The organism is Vibrio sp. Y58_MX_L22 (assembly GCF_024181865.1).
GTDB lineage: Bacteria > Pseudomonadota > Gammaproteobacteria > Enterobacterales > Vibrionaceae > Vibrio > Vibrio alginolyticus.
The window spans coordinates 1,106,355-1,122,172 of record NZ_JAMZAN010000001.1 but is presented as its reverse complement, the minus strand read 5'-3'; the positions used below and the strand labels follow the sequence as shown (position 1 = coordinate 1,122,172).

The following is a 15,818-nucleotide window of genomic DNA, read 5'->3' as shown; positions in this document are numbered from 1 at the left end:
TGTTTCTCTGACACCCGGAGGCATCGTGAAATTAAAATTCGATCTTAAGAAGAAAAACGGCAATGCACGTCGTGGTCAACTGACTTTCGAACGCGGCACTGTTCAAACTCCTGCGTTCATGCCAGTAGGTACTTACGGTACCGTTAAAGGTATGACACCAGAAGAAGTAAAAGGTACTGGTGCAGAAATTCTGCTAGGTAATACGTTCCACCTGTGGCTACGTCCTGGTCAAGAAGTGATGAAAATGCACGGTGACCTGCACGATTTTATGAACTGGCACGGTCCTATTCTTACTGATTCAGGCGGCTTCCAAGTATTCAGCCTTGGTAAGATGCGTACGATCACTGAAGAAGGTGTTCACTTTCGTAACCCAGTAAACGGTGACAAAATTTTCATGGACGCAGAAAAGTCGATGGAAATTCAAAAAGACCTAGGCTCTGACATCGTTATGATTTTTGACGAGTGTACGCCTTACCCAGCGACACACGATGAAGCGAAGAAATCGATGGAAATGTCATTACGCTGGGCACAGCGTTCACGTGACCACTTCGAGAAGCTAGAAAACCCAAACAACCTATTTGGTATTGTTCAAGGTGGTGTTTACGAAGATTTACGTGATGTGTCGGTAAAAGGTCTAACGGAAATCGGTTTTGACGGTTATGCGGTTGGTGGTTTGGCAGTAGGTGAGCCTAAAGAAGACATGCACCGTATTCTTGAGCATACTTGTCCTCAACTTCCTGAAGACAAACCTCGCTACTTGATGGGCGTTGGTAAGCCAGAAGATTTGGTTGAAGGTGTTCGTCGTGGTATCGACATGTTTGACTGTGTAATGCCAACGCGTAACGCACGTAATGGTCACTTATTTGTGACTGGTGGTGTGATCAAGATCCGTAATGCGAAACATAAAACGGATACAACACCATTGGATCCGCATTGTGACTGTTACACTTGTCAAAACTACAGCAAGTCGTACCTTCACCATTTAGAGCGTTGTAATGAAATCTTAGGCGCTCGCTTGAATACAATCCATAACCTGCGTTACTACCAGCGTCTGATGGAAAGCATTCGTAAAGCAATTGATGAAGATCGCTTCGATGAATTTGTTACTGAGTTCTATGAGCGTCGTGGCCGTGAAGTGCCACCACTAGCAAAAGAGCAGTAATTGAAAAACTAAAAGAATTAAAGCCTTTGGCATGTCGCCAGAGGCTTTTGCTAATAAAGTAGGCTAACGCACGTTATTTTTGAGAGAGCGATCTCTATTAGTTACTCTCAGACTTGAATCTAAAATGCGAAAGCCCAATTTGTTTGATTATCAATAAAATATAATGAGGATGTTTTAATGTTTATTTCTCAGGCTCACGCAGCAGCAGAAGGCGCGCCAGCAGGCGGTGGTTTTGAAATGCTAATCATGCTTGGCATGTTCGCAGTGATCTTTTACTTCATGATTTATCGCCCACAAGCGAAACGCGTAAAAGAACACAAAAACCTAATGGCTTCTATGGGCAAAGGCGACGAAGTTTTAACTAGCGGTGGCCTAGTGGGTAAAATCACTAAGATTGCTGAAGACAATGACTACATTTCAATTGAGCTTAACGCGAACAATGAAGTAGTAATCAAGAAAGACTTCATCACTGCAGTGCTACCAAAAGGTACGCTTAAGTCTCTATAAAACAGCTAAAGGATCCTCGCTGTGCTAAACCGTTATCCATTATGGAAGTACTTGATGGTGCTTTTTGCCATCATCACCGCTGCGTTATACGCACTTCCAAATATCTACGGTGAAGATCCGGCTATTCAAGTTACAGGGGCGCGTGGCGCCTCTGTAGATATGTCAACGCTGGATGCTGTCACTACTGCTCTTAACAAAGAGCAACTTTCTCATAAATCCATTGCTCTCGAAGATGGATCAATTCTTGTTCGTTTTAACGACACTGACACACAAATCAGTGCTCGTGATGTCATCAGCGAAGCGCTAGGCAAAGACACAATTGTTGCACTTAACCTTGCACCTTCTACACCCGACTGGCTAGAAGCGATTGGCGCGTCACCATTGAAGCTAGGTCTTGACCTTCGCGGTGGTGTTCACTTCTTAATGGAAGTGGATATGGATGCAGCGATGGAAAAGCTTGTTGGTCAACAAGAAGAAGCTTTCCGTAGCGAACTTCGTGACGCCAAGATTCGTTACCGTGCAATCCGCCCTTCTGGAAAAGAAGCGGTAGAAGTGTTGTTGCGTAACGAAGAGCAATTAGCAGAAGCGAAAGCAACGCTAGAAAAGAATCACCCGGACATGATTTTTGTCGATTCTGATTCAAATGGCCGTTACGCTCTTACTGCAACCTTTACTGAGCAACGTTTACAAGAGATCCGTAACTATGCTGTTGAGCAAAACATTACGATTTTACGTAATCGTGTCAACGAACTAGGTGTTGCGGAACCATTGGTTCAACGTCAAGGTGCTAGTCGCATTGTAGTTGAACTGCCTGGTGTTCAAGATACTGCTCGTGCAAAAGAAATTCTCGGAGCTACGGCAACGCTTGAATTCCGCGAAGTTGATGATAAAGCTGACCTATCGGCAGCGGCAAATGGTCGTGCGCCAGCAGGTAGTGAAATCAAGATGGACCGTGATGGTCGCCCAGTAGTGCTTAAGAAGCGCGTTATTCTTGGCGGTCAAAGCATCACAGATGCAAGCTCAAGTGTTGATGAATATGGTCGTCCACAAGTTAACATCTCGCTAGACAGCGAAGGTGGTAATAAGATGTCTGCGTTCTCTAAGAAGAACATTGGTAAGCTAATGGCTACCGTGTTTGCAGAATACAAAGACAGTGGCCGTCGTACGCCTGAAGGCAAAGTTATTCTGGATAAGCATGAAGAAGTCATCAACCAAGCAACGATTCAATCGGCTCTTGGTCGTAACTTCCGTATCACAGGTATCGACTCTGCTGCAGAAGCACACAACCTAGCACTTTTACTACGTGCTGGTGCACTGATTGCACCTATCTCTATCGTTGAAGAACGTACCATTGGTCCATCAATGGGCCAGCAAAACATCGATATGGGTATCCAAGCATGTATCTGGGGTATGGTTGCCGTAATGCTATTTACGCTGCTTTACTACCGCGGCTTTGGTTTGATTGCAAACATTGCTCTAATGGCAAACTTAGTGCTTATCATTGGTGTTATGTCGATGATTCCAGGCGCTACCATGACGCTTCCGGGGATAGCCGGTATCGTGTTAACAGTCGGTATGGCAGTTGATGCGAACGTACTGATCTTCGAGCGTATCCGTGAAGAAATTCGTGATGGACGTAGTCCACAACAAGCGATTCACCAAGGTTACGCGAATGCATTCAGCACGATTGCTGATGCGAACATCACAACACTAATTACTGCAATCATTCTATTTGCGGTCGGTACAGGTGCGGTGAAAGGTTTCGCAGTTACTCTATCTATCGGTATCTTAACTTCAATGTTCACCGCCATTATTGGTACACGTTGTATCGTGAACCTGATCTACGGTGGCAAACGCGTTGATAAATTGTCGATCTAAGGCTGGGAATTAATATGTTTCAAATTCTAAAAGCAGAGAAGACGATCGGCTTTATGCGTTGGTCGAAAGTAGCATTCGTTTTTTCAATTATAATGATTGCTGCTTCTATCTTCACTTTGTCAACCAAGTGGCTTAATTGGGGTCTAGATTTCACTGGCGGTACTCTTATCGAGGTCGGTTTTGAACAGCCAGCAAACCTTGAAGAGATTCGTGCAGCACTAGATTCAAAAGGCTTTGGCGATGCGACAGTACAAAACTTCGGTAGTGCTCGTGAAGTCATGGTTCGTCTTCGTCCACGTGATGACGTTTCTGGTGAAACGCTAGGTAACCAAATCATTGGTGCTATCAAAGATGGTACTGGCGAAAGCGTAGAAATGCGTCGTATTGAGTTCGTAGGTCCCAACGTTGGTGATGAGCTAACAGAAGCTGGTGGTCTAGCGATCTTGGTATCGCTGATCTGTATTCTGCTTTATGTATCGATGCGATTTGAATGGCGTCTAGCGGCTGGTGCGGTAATGGCATTGGCTCACGATATAATTATCACGCTAGGTGTCTTCTCGTTTCTACAAATTGAAGTTGACCTGACTATCGTAGCTGCGCTACTGACGGTTGTGGGCTACTCACTCAACGATACCATCGTTGTATTTGACCGGATTCGTGAAAACTTCCGTAAGATGCGTAAGGGTGAACCTTCAGACATTATGGACGCCTCAATCACTCAAACGTTGAGCCGTACATTGATTACATCTGGTACGACGCTGTTCGTGGTAATTGCACTGTTCATGCAGGGTGGTGCTATGATTCACGGCTTTGCAACCGCACTTTTACTCGGTATCACTGTAGGTACTTACTCTTCTATCTACGTAGCATCAGCACTGGCTCTAAAACTGGGTATCCAGAAAGAGCACTTGATGCCACCTCAAGTAGAAAAAGAAGGTGCAGAGTTCGACGAAATGCCATAAGGCAGATTGAGAACCGAAAACAAAAACCGCTGAGCAATCAGCGGTTTTTTTGTATCTGAATAGAGTCGTGAGCTTGCCGAACCTCATTGTATGGAGAGCCTTACATTGCAGCTAAGTAGATACGGTTCGGTAGATACAAAAAAGCCCCGCTCATTGAGCGGGGCTTTCTAAAGTCATCAGCGTGACGGGCTAAATATGACTTTCAAATCTTACTTAAGGATCGCGCTGTTACCGTTTTCGCGGATGTGCTTAAGGATAGATTTTACGCCACGAGCGCTTGAAGCAACGATGTTACCAGACTTCATGTAGTCAGTGCCGCCAGCAAAGTCTGTTAGGATTGCGCCAGCTTCACGAGCAATAAGCTCACCTGCTGCCATATCCCAAGGTTTTAGGCCTAGTTCGAAGTAACCATCAACACGGCCAGCAGCCACGTAACAAAGGTCTAGAGCAGCAGAGCCGCTACGACGGAAATCAGCACACTCAGTGAATAGCGCACCAACGATCTTGATGTAAGACTCAGCGTGTTGTTTCTGCTTGAATGGGAAGCCTGTTGCTAGAACAGTACCTTGAAGGTCTTTTAGTTGAGCAACACGAATACGTGCACTGTTTAGTTGAGCGCCGGCACCGCGTTGTGCAGTGAATAGCTCGTTTTGCATTGGATCGTAAACACAAGCAACTTCAGTTTTGCCCTTAATACGAACAGCGATAGAAACCGCGAAAGTTGGGTAACCTTTTACAAAGTTAGTGGTGCCATCCAGTGGGTCGATGATCCATTGTACGTCTTTATCTTTACCTTCGATAAGACCTTGTTCTTCAGCAACGATACAGTGCTCAGGGTAAGACTGCTTGATAGTATCGATGATGATGTATTCTGCTTCTTTGTCTACGTTAGTGACAAAGTCATTAGTGCCTTTAAGAGTAGATTCTACTTTATCAGTGTTTTCTAATGATTTAGCAATATGATTGCCTGCCTTTCGCGCAGCGCGAATAGCAATGTTTAGCATTGGATGCATACGAATTTCCCAACGGATGTTAAAGAACAAATGAAAGCGGCGGCGAGTATACCAGAGATAATCAAAAAGGGAAGTGGTTATTTTTTGCTCTAATTGCGGCCGACTGAGTGTACAGAGCATACTGCGGACGAGAACAATAACCAAGAATGAGAAGAGAGGTCTGCTTGCCTCTAGGGTGTCTTAAAAAACTATGATAACATTCTGCGGTTTTAATTTAGGTAGCAAACACAGATGTTGGATCAAGTAAAAATTGTACTCGTAGGTACCTCTCATTCAGGCAATATTGGCTCAGCAGCTCGAGCAATGAAAGTGATGGGTTTAAACCAACTAGTATTAGTCGATCCACAATGTGAAGTGGATGAACAAACTCTTGCTTTAGCTGCGGGTGCTGGTGATATTGCTCAAAATGCAAAGATTGTCGGCACATTAGAAGAAGCGGTTGAAGATTGTGGCCTTGTTGTGGGTTCTAGCGCCCGCTCTCGTACATTAGAATGGCCAATGCTCGAGCCACGTGAATGCGGTGAGAAATTTGCAGTTGAAGGCCGAAAGCATCCGGTTGCGCTCGTGTTTGGCCGAGAAAGAACTGGTTTGACAAACGAAGAGCTACAAAAGTGCCACTACCATGTTTGTATTCCCGCTAATCCTGAGTACAGCTCGCTTAACCTAGCTATGGCTGTACAAACTCTCAGTTACGAAGTGCGAGTTGCACACTTGAACTTAGAGCAAAGCCAGTTTTCCCCAAATGAATCGGAAGAATACCCGCGTCATCGAGAACTCGAAATGTTCTTCGAGCATCTTGAAAAGGTGATGGTTGAGACCCAGTTTATTAACAAAGAGCAACCTGGACAGGTGATGAATAAGTTGCGCCGTTTGTTCTCTCGTGCTCGACCAGAAACCCAAGAACTTAATATTCTACGAGGCGTTTTGACTTCGATAGAAAAGAAGTTCTGAGTAAATAATAACCACTTTAGGTGTAAGGATGAATACCTGAGTAAAATGGTCAAATAAATACTTGACCAAATTACTCAGGTATGGAAAAATCTTAACCATTACAAACCATGTGGATACGGTGTGGTATGAAACTTACATCTAAAGGAAGATATGCGGTGACAGCCATGCTGGATGTGGCACTGCATTCGCAACAAAACCCTGTACCTCTGGCTGATATTTCAGAGCGTCAAGGGATCTCGCTCTCTTACTTAGAGCAGCTATTTTCAAAATTGCGTAAAGCAGGTCTCGTTGCCAGCGTTCGTGGTCCTGGTGGTGGTTACCGACTTGGTGCCGACGCTCACAGTATCGCTATTGGTACCGTGATTGCTGCCGTTGATGAGTCAGTAGATGCAACCAAATGCCAAGGTAAAGGAGATTGCCAAGGTGGAACACGTTGCCTTACTCACACGCTGTGGCGTGACCTAAGCTCTCGCATTAGTGACTTTTTGAATAACATCACTCTTGGTGAGTTGATGACAGACAATGAAGTACTCGAAATTTCTGATCGTCAGGACATTGATCTGGCGGTAACCCATGGGCTATCAAACAAAAATACAACCGCCGCGCCCATCGGTGTAAACGTCCGCTCTTAGCGGTCAGCTTTTTACATTGGAGTAGAGAATGAAACTGCCGATTTATCTTGATTATTCCGCTACATGTCCAGTTGATCCACGTGTTGCTGAAAAAATGGTTCAGTACATGACAATGGATGGCACATTTGGCAACCCAGCGTCACGTTCGCACCGTTACGGCTGGCAGGCAGAAGAAGCGGTCGATACTGCTCGTGAGCAAATTGCTGACCTTCTAAATGCAGATCCTCGCGAAATCGTATTTACATCTGGTGCGACAGAATCAGACAACCTTGCGATTAAAGGTGCAGCGCACTTTTACTCGAAGAAAGGCAAGCACGTAATCACTTGTAAAACAGAGCACAAAGCCGTTCTTGACCCATGTCGTCAACTTGAGCGTGAAGGCTTTGAAGTGACTTACCTTGAGCCAGAATCAAATGGCTTGATCGATCTAGAGAAGCTTAGAGCAGCCATGCGTGATGACACCGTGCTTGTGTCTATTATGCATGTAAACAACGAGATTGGTGTGGTTCAAGACATTACAGCGATCGGCGAACTGTGCCGTGAGCGTAAAATTGTTTTCCACGTGGACGCTGCGCAATCTGCTGGTAAATTACCAATCGACGTTCAAGAGATGAAAGTTGATCTAATTTCACTTTCTGCTCACAAAGTTTACGGTCCTAAAGGTATCGGTGCACTTTATGTACGTCGTAAGCCTCGTATTCGTCTTGAAGCGCAAATGCACGGTGGCGGTCATGAGCGTGGTTTCCGCTCTGGTACACTACCTACTCACCAAATCGTAGGTATGGGTGAAGCATTCCGCATTGCAAAAGAAGACATGCAAAAAGATTACGATCATGCTTTAGCGCTTCGTAACCGTCTTTTTGATGGCGTGAAAGACTTAGAAGCAGTGACGGTAAACGGTGACTTTGAGCAGCGTGTACCACACAACCTAAACATCAGTTTCGCATTCGTAGAAGGTGAATCACTACTAATGTCGCTTAAAGATCTAGCGGTATCTTCTGGTAGTGCTTGTACGTCTGCAAGCCTTGAGCCTTCTTACGTTCTTCGTGCCCTAGGCATGGATGACGAATTGGCTCACAGCTCGGTTCGTTTCTCGTTTGGTCGTTTCACGACTGAAGAAGAAATTGATTACGCAATTGAACAAATCCGCGTTGCAGTGACTAAGCTACGCGACATGTCTCCTCTATGGGATATGTACAAAGAAGGGATTGATTTGAGCACTGTTGAATGGGCTCACCATTAATCTCAGGGATTGAAATAGAGGATTCGAGGTAATTTATCATGGCATACAGCGAAAAAGTAATTGATCACTACGAGAACCCACGTAATGTTGGTTCATTCGATAAAGAAGATCCATCAGTAGGTAGCGGCATGGTTGGCGCTCCTGCGTGTGGTGACGTAATGAAGCTTCAAATCAAAGTGACACCTGAAGGTATCATCGAAGATGCGAAGTTCAAAACATACGGTTGTGGTAGTGCAATCGCATCAAGCTCACTAGTAACTGAGTGGGTAAAAGGTAAGTCAGTTGATGAAGCGGCAGCAATTAAAAACTCTGAGATTGCTGAAGAGCTAGAGCTTCCACCAGTGAAAGTTCACTGTTCTATTCTTGCTGAAGATGCAATCAAAGCAGCGGTTGCTGACTACAAGAAAAAACACCAAGAATAATTATTCCGTAATATAATGGGAGCTTTGACGCTCCCATTCCAATCGAAATTTAGACAGACTAAGGTGCAGTATGGCCATCACAATGACAGAATCAGCGGTAAGTCGCGTAAGAGCATTCCTAGATAACCGAGGCAAAGGTATCGGTTTACGTCTTGGAGTGAAGACGACTGGTTGTTCCGGCATGGCATACGTACTTGAGTTTGTTGATGAGCTCAATGAAGAAGACGAAGTATTTGAACTCTCTGGAGTGAAAATTATCATCGATCAAAAGAGCTTAGTGTACCTAGATGGTACTGAATTGGATTACGTGAAAGAAGGGTTGAATGAAGGTTTTGAATTCAACAACCCTAACGCGAAAAGTGAATGTGGTTGTGGTGAAAGCTTCAACGTCTAATTGATTGTCCTTCTGGGCAAACGAGTCCGGAAGGCTTTACTAGGACCCGAACTTAATGAATCACTTTGAATTATTTGGGCTACCAAGTCAGTTTAAGCTGGATGGTAGCCTTCTTTCTTCTCAGTTCCGAGAACTACAAAAACGCTTCCACCCGGATAACTTTGCAACGGGCTCAGAACGTGACCGTTTGATGGCGGTGCAAAAGGCGGCGCAAATCAACGATGCCTATCAAGTTCTGAAAAATCCTATTTCTCGCGCCGAGTATATCCTCGCAGAGCAAGGTGTTGAGATCCGAGGTGAACAGCAAACGATGCAAGATCCGATGTTCTTAATGGAGCAAATGGAACTGCGCGAAGAACTGGAAGAGATTGCTGACAAGTCCGATCCTGAATCGGTGCTTTTTGACTTCGACTCTAAGGTCAGCAAAATGTACAAACAGCATCTGGCAAGCGTCGAGCAAGAGCTTGATGATGGTCTATGGGCTGAAGCCGCAGACCGAGTTCGTAAGCTAAAATTCATTGCCAAACTAAAGAACGAAATTGAGCTAGTCGAAGACAAACTCCTCGGCTAGTAAGCGTGACAAGGACCTATCATGGCACTACTTCAAATCGCAGAACCGGGCCAAAGCTCGGCACCTCATGAGCATAAGTTAGCAGCGGGTATCGACCTAGGTACTACCAACTCTTTGGTTGCTTCTGTACGTAGCGGCGATGCAACTCCACTTGCGGACGAGCAGGGCCGTACTATTTTACCTTCAGTCGTTAATTACGCTGAGGAAACGTTAACGGTCGGCCACGAAGCCAAAGCTAAAGCAGAGTTTGAACCAGAGAACACGATTATCTCTGTAAAACGTTTGATCGGTCGTTCATTAAAGGACATTCAGTCCCGTTACTCTTCACTTCCTTATCGTTTTAAAGAGAGTGAAAACGGCCTGCCAATTCTGCAAACACCTCAAGGTGACAAAAACCCGATTGAAGTATCTGCGGACATCCTAAAAGTATTGGGTAAGCGAGCTGAAGATACGTTAGGTGGTGAGTTAGCTGGTGTCGTTATTACCGTTCCTGCTTACTTTGATGACGCGCAACGTGCAGGTACAAAAGATGCGGCGAAATTAGCTGGTCTTCATGTTCTCCGTCTACTTAACGAACCAACCGCTGCGGCAATTGCTTATGGCCTAGACTCAGGTCAAGAAGGTGTGATTGCGGTTTACGATCTAGGTGGCGGTACTTTTGATATCTCTATCCTACGTTTATCGAAAGGCGTATTTGAAGTATTAGCAACAGGTGGCGATTCTGCATTAGGCGGTGACGACTTCGACCATCTATTTGCCGATTATTTAATGGAGCAAGCGGGTCTAGAAGCGCCGCTTTCTGCAGAAAAGAACCGTACACTGTTGAACATTGCTACTGAAGCTAAGATTGCTTTCTCTGAGCAAGACAGTGTTGACGTTGACGTTTTTGGTTGGAAAGGCACCGTGACTCGCGAGCAGTTCGAAGATCTTATTCGTCCGCTAGTGAAGAAAACCCTGATGTCTTGCCGCCGTGCGCTGAAAGATGCGGATGTAGATGCGGAAGATGTACTTGAAGTAGTCATGGTCGGTGGCTCAACACGCACATTGCTTGTACGAGAAATGGTTGGCGAATTCTTTGGCCGTACACCACTGACAAGCATTAACCCAGATGAAGTTGTTGCAATCGGTGCGGGTATTCAAGCAGACATTCTCGCGGGTAACAAGCCTGACTCTGAAATGTTGCTTCTTGATGTGATTCCACTGTCGCTCGGTATTGAAACCATGGGTGGTTTGGTCGAGAAGATCATCCCCCGCAACACTACGATTCCCGTTGCGCGTGCGCAAGAATTTACCACATTCAAAGATGGCCAAACGGCGATGAGTGTTCATGTGGTACAAGGTGAACGTGAAATGGTTGATGACTGTCGTTCACTTGCTCGCTTCTCGTTAAAAGGTATTCCTCCGATGGCAGCGGGTGCGGCACATATTCGCGTGACTTACCAAGTTGACGCAGATGGCCTTCTTTCTGTTACGGCAATGGAGAAGAGCACTGGTGTTCAATCAGAGATTCAAGTAAAACCTTCTTACGGCTTAAGTGACAATGAAGTGGCGGATATGTTGCGTGATTCAATGACGCACGCAAAAGAAGACATGCAAGCTCGTGCCTTAGCTGAGCAGCGTGTTGAAGCCGACCGAGTGATAGAAGGTTTGATTGCAGCGATGCAAGCTGATGGTGATGACTTACTATCAGAACAAGAGAAACAAAACTTGATTAAAGCCATCGAAGCCTTGATTGAGCTGCGTAATGGTGATGATGCAGATGCGATAGAGCAAGGCATTAAAGATACCGATAAAGCGAGCCAAGATTTCGCATCACGCCGTATGGATAAATCGATTCGAGCTGCGTTGTCAGGTCAATCAGTAGACGATATATAAGAGATAAGTAGTTATGCCTAAGATTATTGTATTACCACACGACGATTTGTGCCCAGAAGGTGCAGTGTTGGAAGCAAACTCTGGTGACACCGTTCTAGACGTAGCGCTAAAAAACGGTATCGGTATTGAACATGCGTGTGAGAAGTCATGTGCGTGTACTACCTGCCACGTAATCATCCGTGAAGGTTTTGATTCACTAGAAGAAAGTGAAGAACTAGAAGACGACATGCTAGATAAAGCGTGGGGTCTAGAGCCTGAGTCACGCCTAGGGTGTCAGGCGAGAATTGCTGATGAAGACTTGGTGGTAGAAATTCCTAAATACACACTAAACCACGCTTCAGAAGATCACTAAAACTATCTTCCCAATATAGGGAAGAAGCAAAAGGAAGATGAGCAATGAAATGGACAGATTCTCGCGATATCGCGATTGAACTTTGTGACAAGTTTCCAGATGTCGATCCAAAAACAGTGCGTTTTACCGATCTTCATCAATGGATCATGGAGTTAGATGAGTTTGACGATGAGCCAAACCGTTCTAATGAAAAGATTCTAGAAGCCGTTATCATGTGCTGGATGGACGAAGCGGACTAAGTCTGTAAAACACAGCCTAGTTAACAATTCTTACTAAAAAAAGCGGACCTTTAGGTCCGTTTTTTTTATCCAATTGACATTTTTGCCCTACATAATGCTAACATCCGTGAGTTATTAAAAAGAAGCAGCGTAGGCAACGCTGCTATAAGACAAGGAGAAACCATGTCTACACAGATGTCTGTATTTTTAAGTCAAGAGTCGGCAGCACCACATTGGGGTGAAAAAGCACTGCTTTCATTCGCTGAAAACGGCGCAACTATTCACTTAGGTGAAGGTCATGATCTCGGCGCAATTCAACGTGCAGCTCGTCAGCTAGATGGCCAAGGAATTCGTTCTATTTTTCTTTCTGGTGATAACTGGGATCTAGAGAGCGTATGGGCTTTCCACCAAGGGTTCCGTAACCCTAAAAAACATGGCTCAGTTGAGTGGGCAGCATTGTCTGATGAAGATCAAGCAGAGCTTCAAGCTCGTATTACTTCGACTGATTTTACCCGCGATATTATCAACAAAACGGCAGAAGAAGTTGCTCCTCGTCAGCTAGCGACAATGGCTGCTGAATTCATTAAATCTGTTGCGCCGAAAGGCACGGTGACAGCACGTATCGTCAAAGACAAAGACTTGTTGGCAGAAGGTTGGGAAGGTATTTACGCAGTAGGCCGTGGTTCTGAGCGTACTTCTGCGATGCTTCAGTTAGACTACAACCCAACTGGTGACGAAAACGCACCTGTATTCGCATGTCTTGTGGGTAAAGGCATCACCTTTGATTCCGGTGGTTACAGCTTGAAGCCTTCTAACTTCATGAGTGCAATGAAAGCAGATATGGGTGGCTCGGGTACTATCACTGGTGGCCTAGGGTTAGCTATCTTACGCGGTTTGAACAAGCGCGTAAAACTGATCTTGTGTTGTGCTGAGAACATGGTTTCTGGCCGTGCCCTTAAGCTTGGCGACATCATCACTTACAAAAACGGCAAAACCGTTGAGATTATGAATACCGACGCGGAAGGTCGCTTGGTGCTTGCAGACGGTCTTATCTACGCTAGTGAGCAAAAGCCTGAGTTAATTATTGACTGCGCGACGCTAACAGGCGCAGCGAAGAATGCGTTAGGTAACGATTACCATGCGCTAATGAGCTTTGATGATGAGCTATCGCATCAAGCGCTTACGGCGGCAAACCAGGAAAAAGAAGGCTTGTGGCCGCTACCACTTGCTGATTTCCATCGAGAAATGCTGCCATCTAATTTTGCCGATTTATCGAATATCAGCTCTGGTGATTATTCTCCGGGTGCAAGTACTGCAGCTGCATTCTTGTCTTACTTCGTTGAGGACTACAAAAAAGGTTGGTTACATTTCGACTGTGCGGGTACGTATCGTAAAGCCGCTTCTGATAAATGGGCTGCGGGAGCAACGGGTATGGGTGTTCGTACACTTGCTCGTTTCCTCAATGAGCAAGCTGGAAAATAAGATTGATTGCAGCACTCTCTTGTTTGAGTGCTGCTCTTACCCAGTAAGTCACTTTAAAAGCACAACTATTATTACAAGTACAGAAAGGAAATTTTATGGCTCTAGAAAGAACATTTTCAATCATTAAGCCTGATGCTGTAGAGCGAAACCTAATTGGTGAAATCTACAATCGTATTGAAAAGGCTGGCCTACGTATCATCGCTGCCAAAATGGTTCACCTGACAGAAGATCAGGCAAGTGGCTTTTATGCAGAGCATGAAGGTAAAGAGTTTTTCCCTCCTCTAAAAGAGTTCATGACATCTGGTCCTATTATGGTTCAGGTATTGGAAGGTGAAAATGCGATTGCACGTTACCGCGAGCTAATGGGTAAAACCAACCCAGAGGAAGCGGCATGCGGCACTTTGCGTGCTGATTACGCACTCAGCATGCGTCACAATTCAGTTCATGGTTCCGATAGCCCTGAGTCTGCCGCTCGTGAAATTGAGTTTTTCTTCCCGGAATCAGAAGTTTTCTCTCGCTAACTCGTTCATGCATCACTTTTGCGTGATGATCTAGTTCGTAACAACCTCGGATTTGTCCGAGGTTTTTTATTCCGCGTTCTCCATTTCACCGGCGAGTTCATTCGTAATTATTCGCGAAGACGTTGGCTAATCTGAGCATCTTACAGGGGGGAAAGCTTAGTTAAGTGTGTTTGTTCTCACTGTTTTCTCTGTATCACTTCTACGCTTTTGCTGTCGGTTGTCTAATCATTATTCTCACCGCAAAGTCTGTTTAAAATTTAATCGTTTTTATTTTAATGCCTTAGCAAACTCAGGGTCTTACACCCCTTGTTGTAGCTGCATAAAGGCTGTACAATTCGCGCCCTTATTCTTGTTTCAGTCATTGAGAGGCAACATGACCACTGAAAAAATCAATCTACTCGACTTTGATCGCAAAGGCATGCGTCAGTTTTTCGCGGAAGAACTTGGCGAGAAAGCGTTTCGTGCCGATCAGGTTATGAAGTGGATCTACCATTTCGGTGTAGATGACTTCGAAAAAATGACAAACATCAACAAGAAGCTGCGCGAAAAGCTTTTACACAAGTGTGAAATTAAAGCACCAACTGTAGCAGAAGCTCAGCATTCTTCAGACGGCACGATCAAGTGGGCAATGAAGGTTGGTGATCAGGATGTAGAAACGGTTTACATTCCAGAAGATGATCGCGCAACGCTTTGTGTATCTTCTCAAGTAGGTTGTGCATTGGAATGTAAGTTCTGCTCAACAGCACAGCAGGGCTTTAACCGTAACTTGAAAGTTTCAGAGATCATCGGTCAGGTGTGGCGTGCTGCACGTGAAATTGGTCTTGAGAAAGAAACAGGCCGTCGCCCAATTACGAACGTCGTGATGATGGGCATGGGTGAGCCGCTTCTTAATATGAAGAACTTGATTCCTGCATTGGAGTTAATGCTGGATGACCTTGGCTTTGGTTTGTCGAAGCGTCGTGTAACCGTATCAACATCAGGTGTGGTTTCTGGTCTTGATCAGATGACGGGCAAAATCGACGTTGCGTTGGCGATCTCTCTTCATGCGCCAAACGATAAGCTGCGTAGTGAAATCATGCCAATTAACGATCGTTGGGGTATTCAAGATTTCCTAGCATCCGTTCGTCGTTACATTGCTTCATCGAATGCAAACCGTGGCAAGGTAACAGTCGAGTACGTGTTGCTTGATCATGTGAACGATGACATGGACCATGCTCGTGAACTGGCTGAGCTGATGAAAGACACACCATGTAAGATTAACTTGATTCCGTTTAACCCGTACCCAGGTTCACCTTACAAGAAACCAAGTAACTCACGTATTGATCGCTTCCAAAAAACATTGATGCAATACGAGCACACAGTTACGGTTCGTAAAACACGTGGTGATGACATTGATGCCGCATGTGGTCAGTTGGTCGGTGATGTAATTGACCGAACTAAACGTACGGCAATGCTGAAAGCGTCACGCGGTGCCGATACCATTGAAGTGAAAGCTGTATAAACGACCGGAATTCAAAAATAGCCAGAGCCATTCGCTCTGGCTATTTTGTTTATTGTTTAGGACATTTTCGCCAAGATTTGGGACTATCACTCTTCAACCTAAGGTTATTTGGGTATAATTTCGAATTCCTTTGT

General features: G+C 45.1%; 17 protein-coding genes. 16 read left to right on the top strand and 1 reads right to left on the bottom strand.

Features of this window, described 5'->3' with window-relative positions:
- Positions 1-25: 25 nt before the first annotated feature.
- From tgt to secF, 4 genes are all read left to right on the top strand, one after another.
- Entirely contained in the window at positions 26-1,162 is a 1,137-nt protein-coding gene (gene tgt / locus NL626_RS04945; protein WP_005381727.1) for a tRNA guanosine(34) transglycosylase Tgt, read from the top strand.
- 177 nt (positions 1,163-1,339) lie between these two features.
- The gene (gene yajC, locus NL626_RS04940) at positions 1,340-1,669 is read left to right on the top strand and encodes a preprotein translocase subunit YajC (protein ID WP_005381725.1); all 330 of its coding nucleotides are present in this window, start codon (positions 1,340-1,342) and stop codon (positions 1,667-1,669) included.
- A 21-nt stretch (positions 1,670-1,690) separates the two neighbouring features.
- Complete coding sequence (gene secD / locus NL626_RS04935) at positions 1,691-3,547, top strand: protein translocase subunit SecD (protein ID WP_005381724.1); 1,857 nt, start codon at positions 1,691-1,693, stop codon at positions 3,545-3,547.
- Between the two features lie 14 nt (positions 3,548-3,561).
- The gene (gene secF, locus NL626_RS04930) at positions 3,562-4,509 is read left to right on the top strand and encodes a protein translocase subunit SecF (protein WP_005383689.1); all 948 of its coding nucleotides are present in this window, start codon (positions 3,562-3,564) and stop codon (positions 4,507-4,509) included.
- A gap of 209 nt (positions 4,510-4,718) precedes the next feature.
- Here the strand turns inward: secF and suhB are convergent, their stop codons facing one another.
- Positions 4,719-5,522, bottom strand: a complete 804-nt coding sequence (gene suhB / locus NL626_RS04925) for an inositol-1-monophosphatase (protein WP_005381722.1) — start codon at positions 5,520-5,522, stop codon at positions 4,719-4,721.
- 231 nt (positions 5,523-5,753) lie between these two features.
- Between suhB and trmJ the strand changes: the two genes are divergently transcribed.
- The 12 genes from trmJ (at position 5,754) to NL626_RS04865 (ending at position 15,684) form a co-directional block, all read left to right on the top strand.
- Positions 5,754-6,473 carry a tRNA (cytosine(32)/uridine(32)-2'-O)-methyltransferase TrmJ gene (gene trmJ / locus NL626_RS04920; protein ID WP_005383693.1) on the top strand — a complete coding sequence of 240 codons (720 nt, stop codon included), beginning with the start codon at positions 5,754-5,756 and terminating at the stop codon, positions 6,471-6,473.
- Positions 6,474-6,598: 125 nt separating this feature from the next.
- Positions 6,599-7,105: a Fe-S cluster assembly transcriptional regulator IscR gene (gene iscR / locus NL626_RS04915; RefSeq protein ID WP_005381720.1), complete on the top strand. Its 507-nt coding sequence runs from the start codon at positions 6,599-6,601 to the stop codon at positions 7,103-7,105.
- 28 nt (positions 7,106-7,133) lie between these two features.
- Positions 7,134-8,348 (top strand): IscS subfamily cysteine desulfurase, encoded by a 1,215-nt coding sequence (locus tag NL626_RS04910; RefSeq protein ID WP_005381719.1) that lies wholly within the window; start codon positions 7,134-7,136, stop codon positions 8,346-8,348.
- A gap of 38 nt (positions 8,349-8,386) precedes the next feature.
- Complete coding sequence (iscU, locus tag NL626_RS04905; RefSeq protein WP_005381718.1) at positions 8,387-8,770, top strand: Fe-S cluster assembly scaffold IscU; 384 nt, start codon at positions 8,387-8,389, stop codon at positions 8,768-8,770.
- A 70-nt stretch (positions 8,771-8,840) separates the two neighbouring features.
- Positions 8,841-9,164 (top strand): iron-sulfur cluster assembly protein IscA, encoded by a 324-nt coding sequence (gene iscA / locus NL626_RS04900; RefSeq protein WP_253657041.1) that lies wholly within the window; start codon positions 8,841-8,843, stop codon positions 9,162-9,164.
- A 55-nt stretch (positions 9,165-9,219) separates the two neighbouring features.
- Positions 9,220-9,735 (top strand): co-chaperone HscB, encoded by a 516-nt coding sequence (gene hscB, locus NL626_RS04895; protein WP_253657040.1) that lies wholly within the window; start codon positions 9,220-9,222, stop codon positions 9,733-9,735.
- 21 nt (positions 9,736-9,756) lie between these two features.
- Positions 9,757-11,610: a Fe-S protein assembly chaperone HscA gene (gene hscA / locus NL626_RS04890; RefSeq protein ID WP_053302969.1), complete on the top strand. Its 1,854-nt coding sequence runs from the start codon at positions 9,757-9,759 to the stop codon at positions 11,608-11,610.
- Positions 11,611-11,623: 13 nt separating this feature from the next.
- Complete coding sequence (gene fdx, locus NL626_RS04885; RefSeq protein ID WP_005381713.1) at positions 11,624-11,962, top strand: ISC system 2Fe-2S type ferredoxin; 339 nt, start codon at positions 11,624-11,626, stop codon at positions 11,960-11,962.
- A gap of 44 nt (positions 11,963-12,006) precedes the next feature.
- The gene (gene iscX / locus NL626_RS04880) at positions 12,007-12,201 is read left to right on the top strand and encodes a Fe-S cluster assembly protein IscX (protein WP_005381711.1); all 195 of its coding nucleotides are present in this window, start codon (positions 12,007-12,009) and stop codon (positions 12,199-12,201) included.
- A 162-nt stretch (positions 12,202-12,363) separates the two neighbouring features.
- Positions 12,364-13,662 (top strand): aminopeptidase PepB, encoded by a 1,299-nt coding sequence (gene pepB, locus NL626_RS04875; protein ID WP_206954192.1) that lies wholly within the window; start codon positions 12,364-12,366, stop codon positions 13,660-13,662.
- 95 nt (positions 13,663-13,757) lie between these two features.
- Positions 13,758-14,183 carry a nucleoside-diphosphate kinase gene (gene ndk, locus NL626_RS04870; protein WP_042521171.1) on the top strand — a complete coding sequence of 142 codons (426 nt, stop codon included), beginning with the start codon at positions 13,758-13,760 and terminating at the stop codon, positions 14,181-14,183.
- A gap of 373 nt (positions 14,184-14,556) precedes the next feature.
- Entirely contained in the window at positions 14,557-15,684 is a 1,128-nt protein-coding gene (locus tag NL626_RS04865) for a bifunctional tRNA (adenosine(37)-C2)-methyltransferase TrmG/ribosomal RNA large subunit methyltransferase RlmN (protein WP_253657039.1), read from the top strand.
- The last annotated feature ends 134 nt before the right edge of the window (positions 15,685-15,818 follow it).